The organism is Streptomyces sp. 2114.4, assembly GCF_900187385.1.
GTDB lineage: Bacteria > Actinomycetota > Actinomycetes > Streptomycetales > Streptomycetaceae > Streptomyces > Streptomyces mooreae.
This window is the reverse complement of the sequence record NZ_FYEY01000001.1, coordinates 3,979,405-3,995,998: the sequence shown is the minus strand read 5'-3', so window position 1 is coordinate 3,995,998 and position 16,594 is coordinate 3,979,405. Positions and strand designations below refer to the sequence as shown.

Here is a 16,594-nt window from a genome sequence, read left to right as displayed (position 1 = left end):
TCTACGGCCCCCTAGGCCCTCACTGCTGGGTGCTGCAATTTTTTTCCAGCTGCTTCTGCTCCTCGGAGGGGGCGGCCTGGCTGGTGCTGGGTCCGGGCTTCGGAGTGACGGTCGCCGACAGCGTGCCGGCCGTGCCGGCGGTGCTGTCGTTGCCCGCCTTGCCGGTGGAACCGGGCTTGGCGCTCGGCGAACCGGACTGGGACGGGCTACCGGGCTTCGACGGTGTGCCGGCCTGGCCCTTCTTGCTCGGCTTCCGTGCCGCCTCGCGTTCGGCCGCCTCCCGCTGCTCCTTGATACGGCAGGCATTGGCCTGGTTGTTCAGTTCGGTGACTTTTTCGCCGGCCTGCGTGCGGCTGTCGACCGCGATCGTCTCCTTGACCTGGTTGCGCTGGTACAGCGGCAGGTACTTGAGTTCGATCTCGGGATGGTCCTCGTCCACGTCGTTGAGCTTTATCCACGCGAGGTCCTGGCTGATGCCCCGGTAGAGCGCGACGTGGTCGTCCTTGGCGCCCACGAAGTACTGGGTCTGCGTCCAGTTGTAGCCCGCGTAGCACCCGCCGCCCACGACGGCCAGCGCCAGCGCGATGAACAGCGACCGCTTCAGCCACCGGCCGCGCCGGCGCGGCTTGACGAAGTCCTCGTCCATGAACGCGCCGAACGAGCCCTGCGGCGGACCGCCGACCTCGTGCTCACCGCTGCCGGGCGGCCCGAAGGCACCGCCGGGCGCGGACGGCTGCCCGCCCGGCCGGCCGAGCTCGGCGGCCCGCGCCGCGGGGGTCTGCAGCGTGCTCGGGTCGCTGAGCTGGTGCTGGTTCTCCGCGACGGCGCCGACGATGACCGGGGTGTCGTTGAGCTGGCCGGCCATCGCGTCGTTGCCGTCCACGTCCAGGACGTCGGCGACGATGCAGGTGATGTTGTCGGGTCCGCCGCCGCGCAGCGCGAGCTGAATCAGCTCCTGCACGGTCTCGTGCGGCCCGTGGTAGCTGGCGAGGGTCTCCTCCAGCGTCTGGTGGCTGACGACCCCGGACAGTCCGTCCGAGCAGATCAGATACCGGTCGCCGGCCCGCACCTCGCGGATCGACAGATCGGGCTCGACATGATCGCCGCTGCCCAGCGCCCGCATCAGCAGCGACCGCTGCGGATGGGTGGTGGCTTCCTCTTCGGTGATCCGGCCCTCGTCGACCAGCCGCTGCACCCAGGTGTGGTCCTGGGTGATCTGGGTCAGCACGCCGTCGCGCAGCAGGTATGCCCGCGAGTCACCGACGTGGACGAGGCCGAGCCGCTGACCGGTCCACAGCAGGGCGGTCAGGGTCGTGCCCATGCCCTCCAGCTGGGGGTCCTCCTCGACCATCACCCGCAGCTGGTCATTGGCGCGGGTGACGGCCGTGCCCAGCGAGGTGAGGAGATCGGAGCCGGGGACGTCGTCGTCGAGCTGGACGAGCGTGGAGATCACCTCGGAGGAGGCGACCTCACCGGCGGCCTGGCCGCCCATGCCGTCGGCGATGGCGAGCAGCCGTGGCCCGGCATAGCCGGAATCCTCGTTGCCCTCGCGGATCATGCCCTTGTGCGATCCGGCGGCGAAGCGCAGTGACAAGCTCATGTGCACCTCACCCGTCGGCTCGGGGTACAGCCGGTCTCGTCGAGCCACACTGCCCACCCTCCGGTCGGGAGCACGCCCGGGTCCGCCGAGTGGACCGTCGCGGCTCGCTCGCTCCGCTCGCTCATTGTCGTACTACTTCCGCAGCTCGATGACGGTCTTGCCGATGCGGATCGGGGCTCCCAGCGGAATCGGTGTCGGGGTCGTCAGTCGGGTCCGGTCCAGGTACGTGCCGTTGGTGGAACCGAGATCCTCGACGATCCACTGGCCGTCACGGTCCGGGTAGATCCTGGCATGCCTGCTGGACGCGTAGTCGTCGTCCAGCACGATCGTGGAGTCGTGCGCACGGCCCAGGGAGATGGTCTGGCCTTGGAGGGCGACGGTGGTGCCGGTCAGCGAGCCCTCGGAGACCACCAGCTTGGTGGGTGCTCCGCGGCGCTGACGGTTGCTGCCGCGACCGCCTTCCTGGCGGCGCTGCTGCTGCGGTGGCGCAGCCTGCCGCTGCGTACGCGCTTCCTGCCCGCCGCGCCGGGCGGCACCGCGCTGTGTGACGCGCGTGCCGAACAGATCGCTGCGGATGACCTGAACGGCCACGATGACGAACAGCCACAGTACGGCGAGGAAACCCAACCGCATGACCGTGAGGGTCAGCTCTGACATTGCCCCCGCTTCACCCTTCGGCTTGCCGGTAAACGATGGTGGTACTGCCCACGACAATCCGCGAGCCGTCGCGGAGATTAGCGTGAGTGGTGTGCTGCCCGTCTACCACGATGCCGTTCGTGGAGCCCAGATCCTGGATCGTGGGGGGCGTTCCGACCCGGATCTCACAGTGACGCCGGGAGACACCCGGGTCGTCGATCCGTACGTCAGCGTCGGTGCTGCGGCCCAGCACGAGCGTCGGGCGCGAGATCTGGTGGCGGGTGCCGTTGATCTCGATCCAGCGCCGGGTCTGCGCGTGGGGCTGCGGTCCTGCACCGGGCGGTGCCGTACGAGGTACGGGCTGTGCGCCGCCGGGAGGCGGGGACGAAGGCATGGGGGGCGGGCTCACGTGGCCGCCGCCGGGACGGCCGCCGCGGGGAGCCGCGGAGCGCTGTGCGGCCGCCGGGCCGGGCTGCTCCTGGGACGAGCTGGAGGCGAGCGTACGGCTGCGGACGCGGTACAGGCCGGTGTCGAGATCGTCGGCCTTCTCCAGATGGACCTTGATCGAGCCCATGAAGGTGTAGCGCTGCTGCTTGGCGTAGTCGCGGACCATGCTCGAGAGCTCGTCGCCGAGCTGCCCGCTGTAGGGGCTCAGCCGCTCGTAGTCCGGGGTGCTCAGCTCGACGATGAAGTCGTTGGGGACGACCGTGCGGTCGCGGTTCCAGATGGTGGCGTTGTTGTCGCACTCGCGCTGCAGCGCGCCGGCGATCTCAACGGGCTGCACCTCGGACTTGAACACCTTGGCGAAGGTGCCGTTGACGAGACCTTCGAGACGCTGCTCGAAACGCTTCAGTACTCCCACGGGGCACCTCCTTCCTCAGTCTTCGTCGGGGTCGTCCTGATCGAGTCGTCCTGATACTGCTTACTGATCGTATCCACGCGTAGGGAAATCGGCTGGTTCCCCTTTCCCGCCTTGAGGACGAGTGTCGCCCCTCACAGGGTTGCCCGGTGCTTGCTTGCTCCTGCCCACTGCTCGTGCACTGCGATCGTAGATGTGCCCCGCAGACAGTGTCCCGCAACCGCCGGGCACTCCCGCCGGGCGGGTGCCGGAGTCGGACATGACGCATGCGCCGGCCCTGTCCCGGCCGGCGTGGAGGCGGGCCGGGTGGCCCGCGTTCCTGTTGCGGCTACCGCGAGTGTGAACCCTTGGGGCAGTGCCCGGCGAATGTCCGAGGCACGGCGGGGTGCGGCCCGGGGGTGCCGCAAGGCGGGGACCGGGGAAAAGGCGTGTGAAGGCACCCCCGACAGCGTGCTAGTGTTCTGGATGTCGGAAGGCGGTCGCACAAGACCCGGACGGAACAGCCCGGATCCTGTGAGAACATCGAACGGCAGCACCCATGCGCGGGTGGCGGAATAGGCAGACGCGCTGGATTCAGGTTCCAGTGCCCGAAAGGGCGTGGGGGTTCAACTCCCCCCTCGCGCACAGATGAGACCCCCGGTCTCCGGAGAAATCCGGAGACCGGGGGTCTTTCGTTGTGTTCGTCACGTTGTTGCGTATGTCACGGGGTGGGGGCTGGGTGGGGTCCCGGGCCGAGACGGGACGGGCCGGGTGGGGGCTGGAATGGGGGGGCTGAGCTGGGGCCTGGCGGCCGGGGTGGCTCGGGTGGCTTGAGGCGGCTCGGGGCGGCTTGAGGAGTGCGTCACATGTGGGGCTGGTGAGGCCCCTGTGGGTTGGCCCTGTGGCTCTTTGTGGCGCGGGTGTCACCTTTCGTGGCGGGATGCCCTGACTGTGCCGTGGGGCGTCACCCGGCGCCGGCCCGCTCTCCGTCCCCTTCGCTTCCCCTTCCTCTCCTGGCCCTCAGGTCCTCCGGTCCGTGCTCTTGGAAGGTCTCAGGCGGCGAAGCGGGCGACGAGGGCCTTGGCCTTGGCTGCCGCGTCCTCGTGGGCCTTGTCGCGGGAGGTCTCGTACAGCGGGATGAGCTCGGTCATCGCCGGGTTGTTGGGGGCCATGGTCAGCTCGGGGACGATGAAGTCGACGTCGAGTCCCAGCCCGCCGCTGAGTACGGCTTCCAGGTAGTTCTGGACGTACTCGAAGGGCTCGCGGGGCGTGCCCGGCGCGTACGAACCGCCGCGGCTGGCGACGACGGTGACCGGGGTGCCCTTGGCGGACGGCTGCTCGCCCGCGGTGCGGCCCATGATGATCACCTGGTCGAGCCACGCCTTGAGCGTGGAAGGAATCGTGAAGTTGTACATCGGAGCGCCGATGACGATCGCGTCGGCCTGCTCCAGCTCCTCGGCCAGCCGCACGCGCAGCGCGAAGGCCGCCTGCTGCTCGGGCGTGTGGCCGGCCGGGTCGGAGTAGCCGGCGGAGGCGCCGATGCCGTCGAGGTGCGGCAGCGGGTCGGCGGCCAGGTCGCGGTGGATCACCGTGCCGTCGGGGTGCTGCTCCTCCCATGCCTTGCGGAAGGCCGCGGTGACCGAGCGGGAAGCGGAGCCGCCCTCGGGGAACAGGGAGGAGTCGATGAGCAGAAGCGTGGCCATGGGGATCGGTCCTTCGCTGCGTGGCCGGGCGGCGCCCGACTCTGATTGAATTCCGTGCGTAACTATTAATAGCACAGCAGCTTACTTTTCTGCAGTAGCCAACGGGAGAGCGGTACCCTGGCCGTATGGCGGATCACGGCGAGGCGGTGTGCAGGCAGGTCGACGACGGTGTGACGCGCGTCTTCGAGCTGTTGGGGAAGCGCTGGACGGGGCTGATCGTCGCCACCCTGATGCCGGCGCCGGTGCACTTCGCCGATCTGCGGCGGGCCATCCCCGGCATCAGTGAGCGCATGCTCTCCGACCGCCTCGTGGAGCTGGCGGCGGCCGGCCTGCTCCTGCGCGAGGTGGATCCGGGCCCGCCGCTGCGCGTCTCCTACCGGCTGACCGAGGCCGGTCTCGCCATGGAGCCCGCGCTCAAGGAGCTGGGGCGCTGGGCGGAGACCTATCTCGCCGACGGCGGGCAGTGTCCGGAGCGGTTCCGGAAGTGAGCGGCCCGCGGTTCCGGGCCCGGGGGGGGGTCTGGGTGTAGAAGGTTCTGGGCGCAGGTGTTGACGGCCTGACGGCGAGTCTGCGGGTGAGTGCTTGTGGGTAGGGCTGGAGTGGGGCGCGGGTGGTCGCGTCCGTAGTTGCCCCAACCCCTCGTCTCGTCCCGGCCGTCGCTCCCCCTATCCCAGCCGTTCCTGTGCGGCGTTGTAGCGCAGCAGGTAGGCGGCGAAACGGTCGAGGTCGTCCTCGTCCCAGTCGGCGAGCCGTTCCCGGAAGGCCTTGCGGCGGCTGGCGGTGACGTTGGCGAGGACCTGGGCGCCCTTTTCGGTGGGGTGCAGCACCTGGACCCGGTGGTCCTCCGGGTCGACGCGGCGCTCGACGAAGTCCAGCTTCTCCAGTGCGGCGATCTGGCGGCTGACCGTGGACTTGTCCAGGAGGTAGTGCGCGGCGAGGTCCGTGGCGCGGCATCCGTGCTGGTCATCGAGGTGTGCCAGCAGGGTGTAGGAGACCAGTGACAGCTCGGGGTGCATCCGGGCGGCGGTCGCGCGGGCCCGGCGGGCGAACGCGGTCATCTCCTGCTGGATGGTTTCGACGGAGTCGTCGCGGTGGGTCACGAGTTGCCTTTCGCAGAGGTAGTTGTATAGTACAACGCATATGAGAGTTGTATTTGCCAACTACTGCCTTGCGCCAGTGGTGGCGACAGCTGATCCGACGAGCTGAGAAGGGCTGCCCATGAGCACGGTCCGGCCTCCCGACCATCGAAGCGAGCAGCACGGCAGCCACCGTTCCGCGCGCTCCTCCCACTCCGCCGGGCTGCGTCAGGTCCTGACGCACCTGATCACCCCGCTGCTGATGTGCGTCGGGATGGGGCTGGCGTACCTGGGCGCCTTCGCGAACCCCGCACCGCATCACCTTCCCGTCGCGGTCGTCGGATCGGGCCGGAGCGCACAGCTGCTCGCCCAGTCGATCAATGACAAGGTGGACGGCGACCTGGAGGTGCGGACCGTTGCTGACCGGGCTGCGGCGGTCGACGGGCTCAAGCGCCAGGAGATCTTCGGTGCGTATGTGATCCATGCGACGGGTGCGCCGAAGGCTTCGGTGACGGGTGCGACGAAGCCTTCGGTGAAGAGGGGAGTGGAGAAGGCTTCCTCGAAGGGGGCGCAGGAAGGGGCCGGGGCCGGTGACGGCGGGACGGCGGCGGCTTCGGCGAAGGCGGCGCCCGAGCTGTTGGTGGCGACCGCCGGATCCGACACCAGCGCTTCCGTCGTACAGAAGGTCTTCACCCCGGTCGCGGCGCAGCAAGGCGCTCCCCTGAAGGTCACGGATGTGGCGCCGACGGCCGAGGACGATCCGACCGGGCAGGGCATCTTCTTCCTGCTGGTCGCGATCAGCATCGGCTCGTACGCCTCGGTCGCGGTGATCGGTGGTGCCGGGGCCGTGCTGCCGGTCCGGTTGCGGACCGCGCTGGCGATCGGCACGTCCTTCGTCGTCAGCCTCATCGGGACGGCGTTCGCCGGCCCGGTCTTCCACCTGGCCGAGCACGGACTCAGGGGCCTGTGGGGCATGGCCTGGCTCTACTCCGCCGGCATTCTGCTGATCGGCACCGGCCTGCACACCTTCCTCAAGCGCTGGACCACGCTCGGCGTGATGGCCCTCTTCGTCATGCTCAACTTCACGTCCTCCGGCGGGATCTTCCGTCCAGAGATGCAGAACGGATTCTTCGCGGCGCTGCACTCCTTCTGGAATGGCGCGGGCTTCGTGGAGGGCACCCGCAGCCACGTCTACTTCAACAATTACGGCCTGTCAGGACACGTCTGGACGCTGGGGTGGTGGCTGGTCGTCGGCCTGCTGATGGTCGGGCTGGCGGCGGTGGCCGAGAAGCGGCGGCGCACTGCCGAGGCGGAGGTGGCGGCCAATGCCGCGGCGGTGGCGGCGGCCGCGGTGGCGGCAACGGTGCCGGAGCCGGAGCCGGAGCCGACGTGGAAGCGGGGGAGCCGGACGGTGCGGTCGGTAGAGGGAGCAGGGGCGGAAGCGGGCGCTGGGGGCGCGGATGCCGATGTGCCTGGGGCTGCTGGGGCTGGGGAGGCGAACGTGGATGTGGAGATGGAGATGGAGGAGGCGGTGGGGGTTTAGCGGTTGATTCGGGGTGGACGGGACGGGGACGGAGGGGAAGGGCGAGGCGGTGGATACCGCTCGAAGCACCCCAAGCGCCGGGAGTGCTTGGGGGCTTGGGGCGCTTGGGGTGCCTGGGGGTCGGACATTGTGAGTTCTGAGGCTCCGGCGTACCAGGAGTTCGGCGTTCGGTGTTCGGAGTTCGGAGTTCGGCGTTCCGAGGGTTCGACGTCCTCAGCCCCCGAGGTTCGGAGATTCCGGGGTCAGGGATTCTGTGGCTCAGGGATCCGCGGTTCGGGGCCCCGTGGTTCGGCGATCCGGAGAGTTATCCACAGGCTCTGCAGGGTGCGACCGGATCTCGGTAACGTCATTGCTCGTCGGCAGGCCGGGTTCGCTCGGCGGGCTGATGGACGCAGCGGACAAGGACACAAGAACGCAGGTCGTGAAGGGGGAGGTGGCCCGCTATGCCGCGTGTGCCGTACGTACCGGGGTTTGCGAAGGCGGACGAGCGGGGGGCCTCGCCCAAGGCCGCCGGGCGTGCCCTGCGGGAGCGCGTTCCGCGTGCCGAGCAGGCCGCGCTGTCGTTCACGGCCGGGCGGCCGGATGCGGTCGCGGCGGTGGAGCAGTCCAACGCCGGTCGGCTGCCCGACCTGACACCGATACGGGTCGGCCGGATGGCCGCGAGCCCCTTCGCCTTCCTCCGCGGCTCTGCGGGCCTGATGGCGTACGACCTGACGGGCAGCCCCGTGACCGGCATCGGCGCGCAGATCTGCGGGGACGCCCACGCCGCCAACTTCGGACTCTACGGCGACGCCCGCGGTCAGCTCGTCATCGATCTCAACGACTTCGACGAGACCTTGTACGGGCCGTGGGAGTGGGACGTGAAGCGGCTTGCGACGTCGATGGTGCTGGCCGGCCGGGAAGCGGGCGCCGGCGAGGACGACTGCCGCAAGGCGGCGCAGGACGCGGCGGGCGCGTACCGGCGCACGATGCGGTTGCTGGCGAAGCTGCCGGTGACCGAGGCGTGGAACGCCATCGCCGACGAGGCGCTGGTCTCGCACGCCGACGCAAAAGATCTCGTGGGGACACTGGAGCGGGTAGCGGACAAGGCGCGCAAGAACACCAGCGCGCGGTTCGCGGCCAAGGCGACGGAGGAGACGCCGGACGGTGGCCGCCGGTTCGTGGACGCTCAGCCGGTGTTGCGGCAGGTGCCGGATGCGGAAGCCGCCGCCGTGGCCGCATCTCTCAGCACCTATCTGGAGACGCTTCCCGAGGACCTGCTGCCCCTGATAGCACGGCACGCGGTACACGACGTGGCTTTCCGAGTGGTCGGCACGGGCAGTGTGGGGCTGCGGTCGTATGTGGTGCTGCTGTTGGACCACCGGGGCGAGCCGCTTGTCCTGCAGGTGAAGGAGGCCCGCGCTTCGGTGCTGGCGCCGTTCGTGGCGAAGGTCGGCTTCCCGGTGCCGCAGGTGGTGCATGAGGGACGCCGGGTGGTGCTCGGGCAGCGCCGGATGCAGGTGGTCAGCGACATATTGCTGGGCTGGACGACGGTTGAGGGCGCGCCGCCGCCGGGCGGTGGCGCGCCCGCGGGTAACGGCCGGTGGGAAGGAACGCCCTTTCAGGTCCGCCAGTTCAGAAACCGCAAGGGCAGCGTGGACCCGGCGCAGCTGTCCGGCGATCAGATGGACGACTACGCCCGTATGACGGGTGCTCTCCTGGCCCGAGCCCATGCGCACAGCGCGGATCCACGCCTTCTGGCCGGCTACTGCGGCAAGAACGAGGAGCTGGACGAGGCGATCGCAAGCTTCGCGGTCACGTACGCGGACCGCACGGAAGCAGACCACGCAGAGCTGGCCACAGCGGTGAAGAACGGTCGGATTGCGGCGGAGATGGGGGTGTAGGGGGGAGGCGTTCGGGCTTTCGGCCCGGTGGGGAGGTCGGCGCAGGGGCGTTTGGGGCGCGGCCGGGTTCGGGGGCCGGAGCGGTGGGGGCAGGAGCCCTGTCAGGGGAAAGGGGGCGCAGGCTGCTGAAGCGCGGGCTGCTGAGGGATCCGGTGGCTGGTTGCGGGGGCGCTGGGGATGCCGGGGCTTCCAGGCCCACCGGGGCTGCTGGGGCTGCCGGGGCCTGCTGGGGCTCCCCGGCCTGCCGGGGCTCTTGGGTTTGCTCGGGCCTGCCGGTGGGCGGGCCTGCCGGAGCTGCTGGGCTTGCTGGGCTTGCCCGGGCGTCCGGGAGCAACTGCGGTCTGTCGGGGCCTCCCGCCGGGGTTGGAGGCCGCTGAAGCCGTCGAGGGTAGCTGCAGCCGCCGGGGCTGTCGAGGACAGATGGGGCTTGTCAGGGCTTTCACGGGCTGCCGGGGCTGTTGGCGGAAGGGGCAGCTGAGGAGCCGGTCGGCTGAGGTGTGGGCGGGTGAGGGGGTGGGTGGGGCTGGGGGGGGAGGGGCCCCAGATAGGAGGCGAGCGAATGACCGTGGAGGGCCGGGCCCGGCGTGGGCCGTACGCTGACCGGGTGACGAACTCGCACGCGGAGAACACGCAGGACGGTCAGCACCGACCGGACGTACCGGGGACCCCGGACGCCACGGCCGCGCCGCAGGCACCGGATGCCCGCGGCGGCGGTCAGAGAGCCCAGGTCGGGCAGGACGGCGGCTCGGGAGACCGGTCCGGGGCCCCCGAGGCGGTGGACCCCGAGTCGGTGGGCGCCGGCCAAGGAGCTCAGGGCGATGCGCCAGGCGCTCAGGCCGGGGCGGGGGCCGAGCCTGGTGGCGCGCCGGATGAGCAGGCGGCGCAGGACGAGGCGACGCGGCGGCTGGCGAAGGCGGTCCTGGCCGCGGAGCAGGCGCTGATCGAGTTCGAGATCGCGGTGGAGACCTTCCGGGTGGAGGTGGAGAACTTCTCCCGCCTGCACCACCAGCGGCTCGGCCCCATGTACGCGCGGCTGGACGAGCTCGATGCGCAGATCGCCGAGGCGGTGGCGGCGCGTACGGGGGCTCCCGAGGATGTCCGTAAGGCGCAGGAGGCGCGTGCGTCGGTGCTGCCGATGCCGGAAGTCGAGGAGCTGTTCCACGGCTGGATGGGCTCGGACGGGCTGTTTTCCGAGGCGCAGGCGATGCTCACCGAGCAGCCGGTGCAGCCGCCGCAGAAGGTGCGGCCCAGCGAGGAGGCCCGCAAGGTCTACCGCGACCTGGTGCGCAAGGCCCATCCGGACCTGGCGCGGGACGATGCCGAGCGGGCGCGGCGCGACGAGTTCATCGCGCGGGTCAACGCAGCGTACGGCCGGGGTAACGAGGCCCTGCTGCGCGAGCTGGCGCAGGAATGGGAGGCCGGCCCCGCGCCGGCCGAGGAACGGCTCAGCGAGAGTGAGGAGCTGTACGCCCGGCTGGAGTGGCTGGCCGAGCGCAAGGAGCTGCTGGCCGCCGCGGCCTCCGAGCTGGAGGAGAGCGCGATCGGGGCGATGATCAAGATGGCGCCGGAGGACCCGGACGCGCTCCTGGACGAGATCGCCGAGAAGCTGCTCGCCGATGTTGCGGAACGCGAGACGTACCTCGCGCAGCTGGTCGGGTAGCGTCGGGACCATGCAATTTGGTTCTGTGCCCACGGTCGATGTCGACGCTCTCACGTCGGAGCACTTTCTCCTGGACGTGCGTGAGAACGACGAGTGGGAGGCGGGGCACGCCGAGGGTGCGCTGCACATCCCGATGAGCGACTTCGTCGCCCGCTACGGAGAGTTCACCGAGGCGGCCCCCGCGGACGGCAAGGTGTACGTGCTGTGCCGGGTCGGTGGGCGCTCGGCGCAGGTGACGCAGTACCTGGTTCAGCAGGGCGTCGACGCGGTGAATGTCGCGGGCGGCATGCAGGCCTGGGAGGCCGCCGGCCGCCCCGTGTCGGATGGCAAGGGCGGCGCCGGGGTGATCATCTAGCCGGGAGCCGGGAGCCGGGAGCCGGGAGCCGGGAGCCGGGAGCCGGGAGCCGGGAGCCGGGAGCCGGGAGCCGGGAGCCGGGAGCCGGGAGCCGGGAGCCGGGAGGCCGGCTGGGCTGCTCGGTGTCGGAGGGTTCATCGGGCGGTGGCTCGCGGTCGGCGTGCGGTGGCCGCCGAGTGGCACCCGAGACTCGGCGCTGCGCCGGCATCGGTGGCACGAGCCCCCCGCGGACGCTCGCTGTGCTCCGCCCTTCCTCTCCCGCGTCAGCTCAGCGGATGTGCTGCGAGCAGGTCGCCCAGGGCCTCCTCGTGGGCGGCGGCGGGGCCGAGGGAGAGCTCCAGCTGTTTGGCCCAGGCGTGGTAGCGGTGGAGCGCGTAGTCGGTGTCGGCGCCGAAGCCACCGTGAAGGTGCTGGGCGGTCTGGACTACGCGGCGTACACCCTCCGAGGCCCAGATCTTGGCGACCGCGACATCCCCGGCGGGCGGGAGCGGGCCGGCCGCGTCGGTGGTGATCCGCCAGGCGGCCTGCCAGAGGGTGGCCTCCATGGCGCGCAGGTCGATGAAACGGTCGGCGGCCTGGACGGCGACGGCCTGGAAGGTGGCCACCGGGAATCCGAACTGCTCGCGCTTGCTCGTGTAGTCGCCGGTCATGGCGAGGACGCGCTCGCCCAGGCCCAGGGCGAGTGCACAGGTGCCGGTGGTCAGAACGTTGCGCAGCAACTCCCAGGCGTCCGGGTCAGTGATCGTTTCCTGGCCGCTGAGACGTACGGAATCCAGCCGGACCTCGGCAAGGCGCTCTCCGGTGGTGGATATCTGGTCGTCGAGTGTGACGCCCGGGTGGATGCGGGGGACGAGCGCGAGTACGGCGTGGCCTTCGGGGGTGTGGGCGGGGAGCAGGATTCGGTCCGCGGTCCCGGCCCAGGGAACGGCGGTCTGGACCCCGTCGAAAACCCAGTCGGCACCCTCCTGGCGGGCGTCGACGGCGAGTTCGGCCGGTTCGTGCCCGGTGCGCCCGCTGCCGGCGACGGTCACGACGAGCTCCCCGGCAGCAATGCGGGGCAGGACGTGCGCACCCAGCTCGTCGGCCGCGTAACGCTGGAGGATGAGCGCGGCGGCGCCGGCCTCCAGCAGCGGCACTCGCGCCAGCACCTTGGCCGATTCGCGGAGTACGAGGCAGAGCGCGATCGGGTCGAGGCCCGCGCCGCCGTGCTCGGGCGCGATCGGCAGGCTCAGCAGGTCGGCGTCGGCGAGCTTGCGCCACAGGGCGCGGTCGAAGTCGTCGGCGACCGCACCTGGGGTGAGCGCCGGGCTGGGCACGCCGTCCGGTGCGACGCCCGCGAAGACGGCCCTGGCCGCTTCGGCGGCGGCCTGCTGCTCCTCGGTGAAGGTGAAGTCCATTGCACTGTCCTCCCACGCGCCGCCTCGAACTGACGAAGCGTCAAGGTAGAACATGTTCCAGGAATTGGGAATGGCGGAACCGTTGGAAGGGGCGAGAGGGACGGGTCCGGGAGAGCGGCGGAAGGGGCGGCAGAGGCGGGCGGGTGAGGCGGCGGAGGCGTCGGGGCGTCCGCGAGCGCTATGCGGTGGTGTCCGCACGGACCGGATTCATCAGGTTCATCAGGTTCATCGGGGTCATGGGGTCATGGGGGTCATCGGTCGAAGTCCAGCTCGACCTTCTCCGTGACCGGGTGGGACTGGCAGGCGAGGACGTACCCCGCGTCGACCTCGTCGGATTCCAGGGCGAAGTTGCGGTCCATGCGGATCTCGCCCGAGACGAGGAAGGCGCGGCAGGTGCCGCAGACGCCGCCCTTGCAGGCGTACGGGGCGTCCGCGCGGTTGCGCAGGACCGCCTCGAGCAGCGACTCGCTGTCGTGGACCGGCCAGGTGCCGGAGCGGCCGTCGAGGGTGGCGGTCACGGTGCTGTGCGCGGGGGTGGCGGCGGCGGGGGCGGTCGGGGCGCCGTTGTCGACGTGGAAGATCTCTTCGTGGATGCGGGTGCGGGGCACGTGGAGGGCGCGGAGGGCGCGTTCGGCGCCCTGGACCAGGCCGTAGGGGCCGCAGAGGTACCAGCCGTCCACGGAGTCGATCTTCAGGAGCGCCGGCAGGAGGGAGCGGAGCCGGGCCTCGTCCAGGCGGCCGGAGGGCAGGCCGGCTTGTTGCTCCTCGCGCGAGAGGGTGTGGATGAGCTGGAAGCGCTGGGGATAGCGGTCCTTGAGGTCGGCCACCTCCTCCAGGAACATCGTCGACGCCGCCGTGCGGTCGCTGCGGATGAGGCAGAAGTGGGCGTCCGGCTGCCGTTCGAGCAGGGTGGAGGCGATGGACAGCACGGGGGTGATGCCACTGCCGCCGACGATGGCGACGAAATGCCCGGGACGTGGTGCGAGGGTGAACCGGCCGGCCGGGGCCATTACCTCCACCGTGTCGCCGACGGCGAGTTCCTTGAGCGCGTACGTCGAGAAGATGCCGTCCTCGACGAGGCGGATGCCCACTCGCAGGACGGGCTGGTCGGTGGCCGGGGTGCAGATGGAGTACGTACGGCGGATCTCCTGGCCGTCGACCGTTCTGCGCAGGGCGATGTGCTGTCCGGGGGTGTGCCGGAAGGCCGTGCGCAGCTCGGGCGGGACCGCGAAGGTGACGGCCACCGCGTCGTCCGTGAGCCGCTCGATCTCCCGGACCTGGAGCGGGTGGAACATCACAACTCCTTGAAGTGGTCGAAGGGTTCGCGGCAGGACTCACAGCGTCGCAGTGCCTTGCATGCCGTGGAGGAGAACCGGCTCAGCAGGGTGGTGTCGGTCGATCCGCAGTGCGGGCAGCGAAGGGTGAGGTCGACGGCGACCGGGCCGCCGGCCGGTCCCGTGGGGCGCGGGGGTGCGATACCGAATTCCGCGAGCTTGCGGCGGCCCTCGGCGGTGATCGCGTCCGTGGTCCACGGCGGGCTGAGGACCGTGCGGACCTCGACCTCGGGTATCCCGTGGTCGTGCAGCACACGCTCGATGTCGGCCGACATCGTCTCGATGGCGGGGCAGCCGGTGTAGGTGGGGGTGAGACGCACCTCGACCCGGCCGGGGCCGGTCAGCTGTACCCCGCGCAGCACTCCCAGTTCGGCGAGGGTGAGCACCGGCAGCTCCGGGTCGGGAACGGAGCCGGCCAGGGCAAGCAGTTCCTCTTCGAGGGCGGTGGTGGTCACCATGCCGCCCCCGGGTGGCTGCGGTGGAGGTGCTGCATCTCGGCGAGCAGCCGTCCGAACGATTCGGTGTGCAGGCCCTGGCGGCCCGCGCCGGCGGTCCAGGCGCCGTGCCGGGGGCCTTCGGGGACGGTGAGGGTGGCTTGTTCCAGGGTGGCGGTGATGCGTGCGGTCCAGCTGTCGTGCAGGGCCGGCCAGGGCACTGTTTCCAGTCCTGCCACCGGCTCGAACAGTTCGCCGGTGAAGCGCCAGAGGGCGTCCAGGGCACGTTGCATCCGGGTGCGGCTCTCGGCGGTGCCGTCGCCCAGGCGCAGCGTCCACTGATGGGCGTGGTCGCGGTGGTAGGCGACCTCCTTGACGGCCTTCGCGGCCAGCGGCGCCAACTCGCTCTCTGCCGAAGCGAGATGGTCGAACAGCAGCTCCTGGTAGGTGGAGAAGTAGAGCTGGCGGGCGATGGTGTGGGCGAAGTCGCCGTTGGGCTGCTCGACGAGCTGGAGGTTGCGGAACTGCCGCTCCTCGCGCAGATAGGCCAGCTCGTCCTCATCGCCCACGAGGGAGAGCAGCACACGGGCCTGGCCGAGCAGGTCCAGCGCGATATTGGCCAGGGCGACCTCCTCCTCCAGGACCGGGGCGTGCCCCGCCCACTCGCCCAGGCGGTGGGAGAGGATCAGGGCGTCGTCCCCGAGGGGCAGGGCCGGGGTGGCGGTTGCGTTCATCAAAGGTGATGCACCCCGTCCGGGATCTCGTAGAAGGTCGGGTGGCGGTAGGGCTTGTCACCGGCCGGCTCGAAGAAGCTGTCCTTCTCGTCCGGCGAGGACGCGGTGACCTGCGCGGAGGGCACCACCCAGAGGGAGACGCCTTCCGAGCGGCGGGTGTAGAGGTCGCGGGCGTTGCGCAGCGCCATCTCCGCGTCCGGTGCGTGCAGGCTGCCGGCGTGGGTGTGGGAGAGTCCGCGGCGGCTGCGGACGAAGACCTCCCACAGGGGCCAGTCGGCGGACCGGGCGGCCGTCCCCGCGGTGGTCGCGGGGGCGTCGGCAGGGCGTGGTGTCGTCATCGGGTGACCTCCCCGTGCTTGGCCGCGTGTGCGGCGGCTGCCTCGCGCACCCAGGCGCCGTCCTCGTGAGCCTGCCGCCGGCGGCTTATCCGCTGCTCGTTGCAGGGGCCGTTGCCCTTGAGGACCTCGCGGAACTCGGCCCAGTCGATCGGGCCGAAGTCCCAGTGGCCGCGGTCGTCGTTCCACGTCAGTTCCGGGTCGGGGAGCGTGAGTCCGAGGGCTTCGGCCTGGGGGACGCAGATGTCCACGAAGCGCTGGCGCAGCTCGTCGTTGGAGTGCCGCTTGATCTTCCAGGCCATGGACTGCGCGGAGTGCGAGGACTCGTCGTCCGGGGGGCCGAACATCATCAGCGAGGGCCACCACCAGCGGTTCACCGCATCCTGCGCCATGGCGTGCTGTGCCTCGGTGCCGCGGCTGAGGGTCAGCAGGAGTTCGTAGCCCTGCCGCTGGTGGAAGGACTCCTCCTTGCAGATACGGACCATCGCGCGGGCGTAGGGGCCGTAGGAACAGCGGCAGAGCGGGACCTGGTTGGTGATCGCAGCGCCGTCCACCAGCCAGCCGACGGCTCCGACATCGGCCCAGGTCAGGGTCGGGTAGTTGAAGATCGAGGAGTACTTCTGGCGGCCGGAGTGCAGCTTGTCGAGCAGTTCGTCGCGGCTGGTGCCCAGAGTTTCGGCGGCGCTGTAGAGATACAGGCCGTGACCGGCCTCGTCCTGCACCTTGGCCATCAGGATCGCCTTGCGGCGCAGGGACGGCGCGCGGGTGATCCAGTTGCCCTCCGGCTGCATGCCGATGATCTCGGAGTGGGCGTGCTGCGCGATCTGGCGCACGAGTGTCGAGCGGTAGGCGTCCGGCATCCAGTCCCGTGGCTCGATGCGTTCGTCCGCGGCCACGGTGGCGTCGAATACGGCCTCGCGTGCCGTTTCCTCCGGCGCGATCGTCGTCATGTGGTGCCCCCTCGCTCCCGACCGACCGATCGTTCGGTTCAATGGTGAGCGGGCGGACCGCGGGTGTCAAGCCTGTGGATAACCCGGCCGAGGGTGTGCCCGGTGCGGCTGCGTAG

The 16,594-nt window shown here is 70.6% G+C and carries 16 protein-coding genes and 1 tRNA gene; 6 read left to right on the top strand and 11 right to left on the bottom strand.

Annotated elements, in window-relative coordinates:
* Positions 1-19: 19 nt before the first annotated feature.
* The 3 genes from CFW40_RS17505 to CFW40_RS17495 form a co-directional block, all read right to left on the bottom strand.
* Positions 20-1,600 carry a PP2C family serine/threonine-protein phosphatase gene (locus tag CFW40_RS17505; RefSeq protein ID WP_088798785.1) on the bottom strand — a complete coding sequence of 527 codons (1,581 nt, stop codon included), beginning with the start codon at positions 1,598-1,600 and terminating at the stop codon, positions 20-22.
* A gap of 132 nt (positions 1,601-1,732) precedes the next feature.
* Positions 1,733-2,257 (bottom strand): FHA domain-containing protein, encoded by a 525-nt coding sequence (locus CFW40_RS17500; RefSeq protein ID WP_088798784.1) that lies wholly within the window; start codon positions 2,255-2,257, stop codon positions 1,733-1,735.
* Positions 2,258-2,267: 10 nt separating this feature from the next.
* Complete coding sequence (locus tag CFW40_RS17495) at positions 2,268-3,098, bottom strand: DUF3662 and FHA domain-containing protein (RefSeq protein WP_088798783.1); 831 nt, start codon at positions 3,096-3,098, stop codon at positions 2,268-2,270.
* 537 nt (positions 3,099-3,635) lie between these two features.
* Here CFW40_RS17495 and CFW40_RS17490 point away from each other — a divergent pair.
* Positions 3,636-3,719, top strand: a tRNA-Leu gene (locus tag CFW40_RS17490).
* A 407-nt stretch (positions 3,720-4,126) separates the two neighbouring features.
* Here the strand turns inward: CFW40_RS17490 and CFW40_RS17485 are convergent.
* Positions 4,127-4,777 carry an FMN-dependent NADH-azoreductase gene (locus CFW40_RS17485; RefSeq protein WP_088798782.1) on the bottom strand — a complete coding sequence of 217 codons (651 nt, stop codon included), beginning with the start codon at positions 4,775-4,777 and terminating at the stop codon, positions 4,127-4,129.
* Positions 4,778-4,902: 125 nt separating this feature from the next.
* On the opposite strand from CFW40_RS17485, the gene CFW40_RS17480 reads away from it, so the two are divergent.
* Positions 4,903-5,265 (top strand): helix-turn-helix domain-containing protein, encoded by a 363-nt coding sequence (locus CFW40_RS17480; RefSeq protein ID WP_088798781.1) that lies wholly within the window; start codon positions 4,903-4,905, stop codon positions 5,263-5,265.
* A 177-nt stretch (positions 5,266-5,442) separates the two neighbouring features.
* On the opposite strand, the gene CFW40_RS17475 is transcribed toward CFW40_RS17480, so the two are convergent.
* Positions 5,443-5,877 carry a MarR family winged helix-turn-helix transcriptional regulator gene (locus CFW40_RS17475; protein WP_088798780.1) on the bottom strand — a complete coding sequence of 145 codons (435 nt, stop codon included), beginning with the start codon at positions 5,875-5,877 and terminating at the stop codon, positions 5,443-5,445.
* A gap of 118 nt (positions 5,878-5,995) precedes the next feature.
* On the opposite strand from CFW40_RS17475, the gene CFW40_RS17470 reads away from it, so the two are divergent.
* The 4 genes from CFW40_RS17470 to CFW40_RS17455 all read left to right on the top strand — a co-directional run bounded on the left by CFW40_RS17470 (position 5,996) and on the right by CFW40_RS17455 (position 11,294).
* On the top strand, positions 5,996-7,396 hold the full coding sequence (locus CFW40_RS17470; RefSeq protein WP_088798779.1) for a hypothetical protein: 1,401 nt from the start codon (positions 5,996-5,998) through the stop codon (positions 7,394-7,396).
* A 443-nt stretch (positions 7,397-7,839) separates the two neighbouring features.
* Positions 7,840-9,279, top strand: a complete 1,440-nt coding sequence (locus CFW40_RS17465) for a DUF2252 domain-containing protein (RefSeq protein ID WP_088798778.1) — start codon at positions 7,840-7,842, stop codon at positions 9,277-9,279.
* 604 nt (positions 9,280-9,883) lie between these two features.
* Positions 9,884-10,939, top strand: a complete 1,056-nt coding sequence (locus CFW40_RS17460; protein WP_088802182.1) for a J domain-containing protein — start codon at positions 9,884-9,886, stop codon at positions 10,937-10,939.
* A gap of 10 nt (positions 10,940-10,949) precedes the next feature.
* Positions 10,950-11,294, top strand: a complete 345-nt coding sequence (locus CFW40_RS17455) for a rhodanese-like domain-containing protein (protein WP_176956474.1) — start codon at positions 10,950-10,952, stop codon at positions 11,292-11,294.
* A 263-nt stretch (positions 11,295-11,557) separates the two neighbouring features.
* Here the strand turns inward: CFW40_RS17455 and CFW40_RS17450 are convergent, their stop codons facing one another.
* From CFW40_RS17450 to paaA, 6 genes are all read right to left on the bottom strand, one after another.
* Positions 11,558-12,691: an acyl-CoA dehydrogenase family protein gene (locus CFW40_RS17450; RefSeq protein WP_088798776.1), complete on the bottom strand. Its 1,134-nt coding sequence runs from the start codon at positions 12,689-12,691 to the stop codon at positions 11,558-11,560.
* 251 nt (positions 12,692-12,942) lie between these two features.
* The gene (paaE, locus tag CFW40_RS17445; RefSeq protein ID WP_088798775.1) at positions 12,943-13,986 is read right to left on the bottom strand and encodes a 1,2-phenylacetyl-CoA epoxidase subunit PaaE; all 1,044 of its coding nucleotides are present in this window, start codon (positions 13,984-13,986) and stop codon (positions 12,943-12,945) included.
* Positions 13,986-14,483 (bottom strand): 1,2-phenylacetyl-CoA epoxidase subunit PaaD, encoded by a 498-nt coding sequence (gene paaD, locus CFW40_RS17440; RefSeq protein WP_088798774.1) that lies wholly within the window; start codon positions 14,481-14,483, stop codon positions 13,986-13,988. The genes paaE and paaD overlap by 1 nt, the downstream gene beginning before the upstream one ends.
* Entirely contained in the window at positions 14,477-15,193 is a 717-nt protein-coding gene (paaC, locus tag CFW40_RS17435; RefSeq protein ID WP_088798773.1) for a 1,2-phenylacetyl-CoA epoxidase subunit PaaC, read from the bottom strand. Before paaC ends, paaD begins: the two co-directional genes overlap by 7 nt.
* Positions 15,193-15,531: a 1,2-phenylacetyl-CoA epoxidase subunit PaaB gene (paaB, locus tag CFW40_RS17430; RefSeq protein WP_256331424.1), complete on the bottom strand. Its 339-nt coding sequence runs from the start codon at positions 15,529-15,531 to the stop codon at positions 15,193-15,195. Before paaB ends, paaC begins: the two co-directional genes overlap by 1 nt.
* Positions 15,528-16,478, bottom strand: a complete 951-nt coding sequence (gene paaA / locus CFW40_RS17425; RefSeq protein WP_088798772.1) for a 1,2-phenylacetyl-CoA epoxidase subunit PaaA — start codon at positions 16,476-16,478, stop codon at positions 15,528-15,530. Before paaA ends, paaB begins: the two co-directional genes overlap by 4 nt.
* Between the last annotated feature and the right edge of the window lie 116 nt (positions 16,479-16,594).

Bases quoted from the DNA above. Each gene is read 5' to 3' on its own strand.
- paaC (WP_088798773.1), bottom strand. From the start codon at position 15,193: ATGAACGCAACCGCCACCCCGGCCCTGCCCCTCGGGGACGACGCCCTG.
- paaD (WP_088798774.1), bottom strand. From the start codon at position 14,483: ATGGTGACCACCACCGCCCTCGAAGAGGAACTGCTTGCCCTGGCCGGC.
- paaE (WP_088798775.1), bottom strand. From the start codon at position 13,986: ATGTTCCACCCGCTCCAGGTCCGGGAGATCGAGCGGCTCACGGACGAC.
- CFW40_RS17505 (WP_088798785.1), bottom strand. From the start codon at position 1,600: ATGAGCTTGTCACTGCGCTTCGCCGCCGGATCGCACAAGGGCATGATC.
- CFW40_RS17485 (WP_088798782.1), bottom strand. From the start codon at position 4,777: ATGGCCACGCTTCTGCTCATCGACTCCTCCCTGTTCCCCGAGGGCGGC.
- CFW40_RS17480 (WP_088798781.1), top strand. From the start codon at position 4,903: ATGGCGGATCACGGCGAGGCGGTGTGCAGGCAGGTCGACGACGGTGTG.
- CFW40_RS17450 (WP_088798776.1), bottom strand. From the start codon at position 12,691: ATGGACTTCACCTTCACCGAGGAGCAGCAGGCCGCCGCCGAAGCGGCC.
- CFW40_RS17455 (WP_176956474.1), top strand. From the start codon at position 10,950: ATGCAATTTGGTTCTGTGCCCACGGTCGATGTCGACGCTCTCACGTCG.
- CFW40_RS17465 (WP_088798778.1), top strand. From the start codon at position 7,840: ATGCCGCGTGTGCCGTACGTACCGGGGTTTGCGAAGGCGGACGAGCGG.
- CFW40_RS17470 (WP_088798779.1), top strand. From the start codon at position 5,996: ATGAGCACGGTCCGGCCTCCCGACCATCGAAGCGAGCAGCACGGCAGC.
- paaA (WP_088798772.1), bottom strand. From the start codon at position 16,478: ATGACGACGATCGCGCCGGAGGAAACGGCACGCGAGGCCGTATTCGAC.
- CFW40_RS17500 (WP_088798784.1), bottom strand. From the start codon at position 2,257: ATGTCAGAGCTGACCCTCACGGTCATGCGGTTGGGTTTCCTCGCCGTA.
- paaB (WP_256331424.1), bottom strand. From the start codon at position 15,531: ATGACGACACCACGCCCTGCCGACGCCCCCGCGACCACCGCGGGGACG.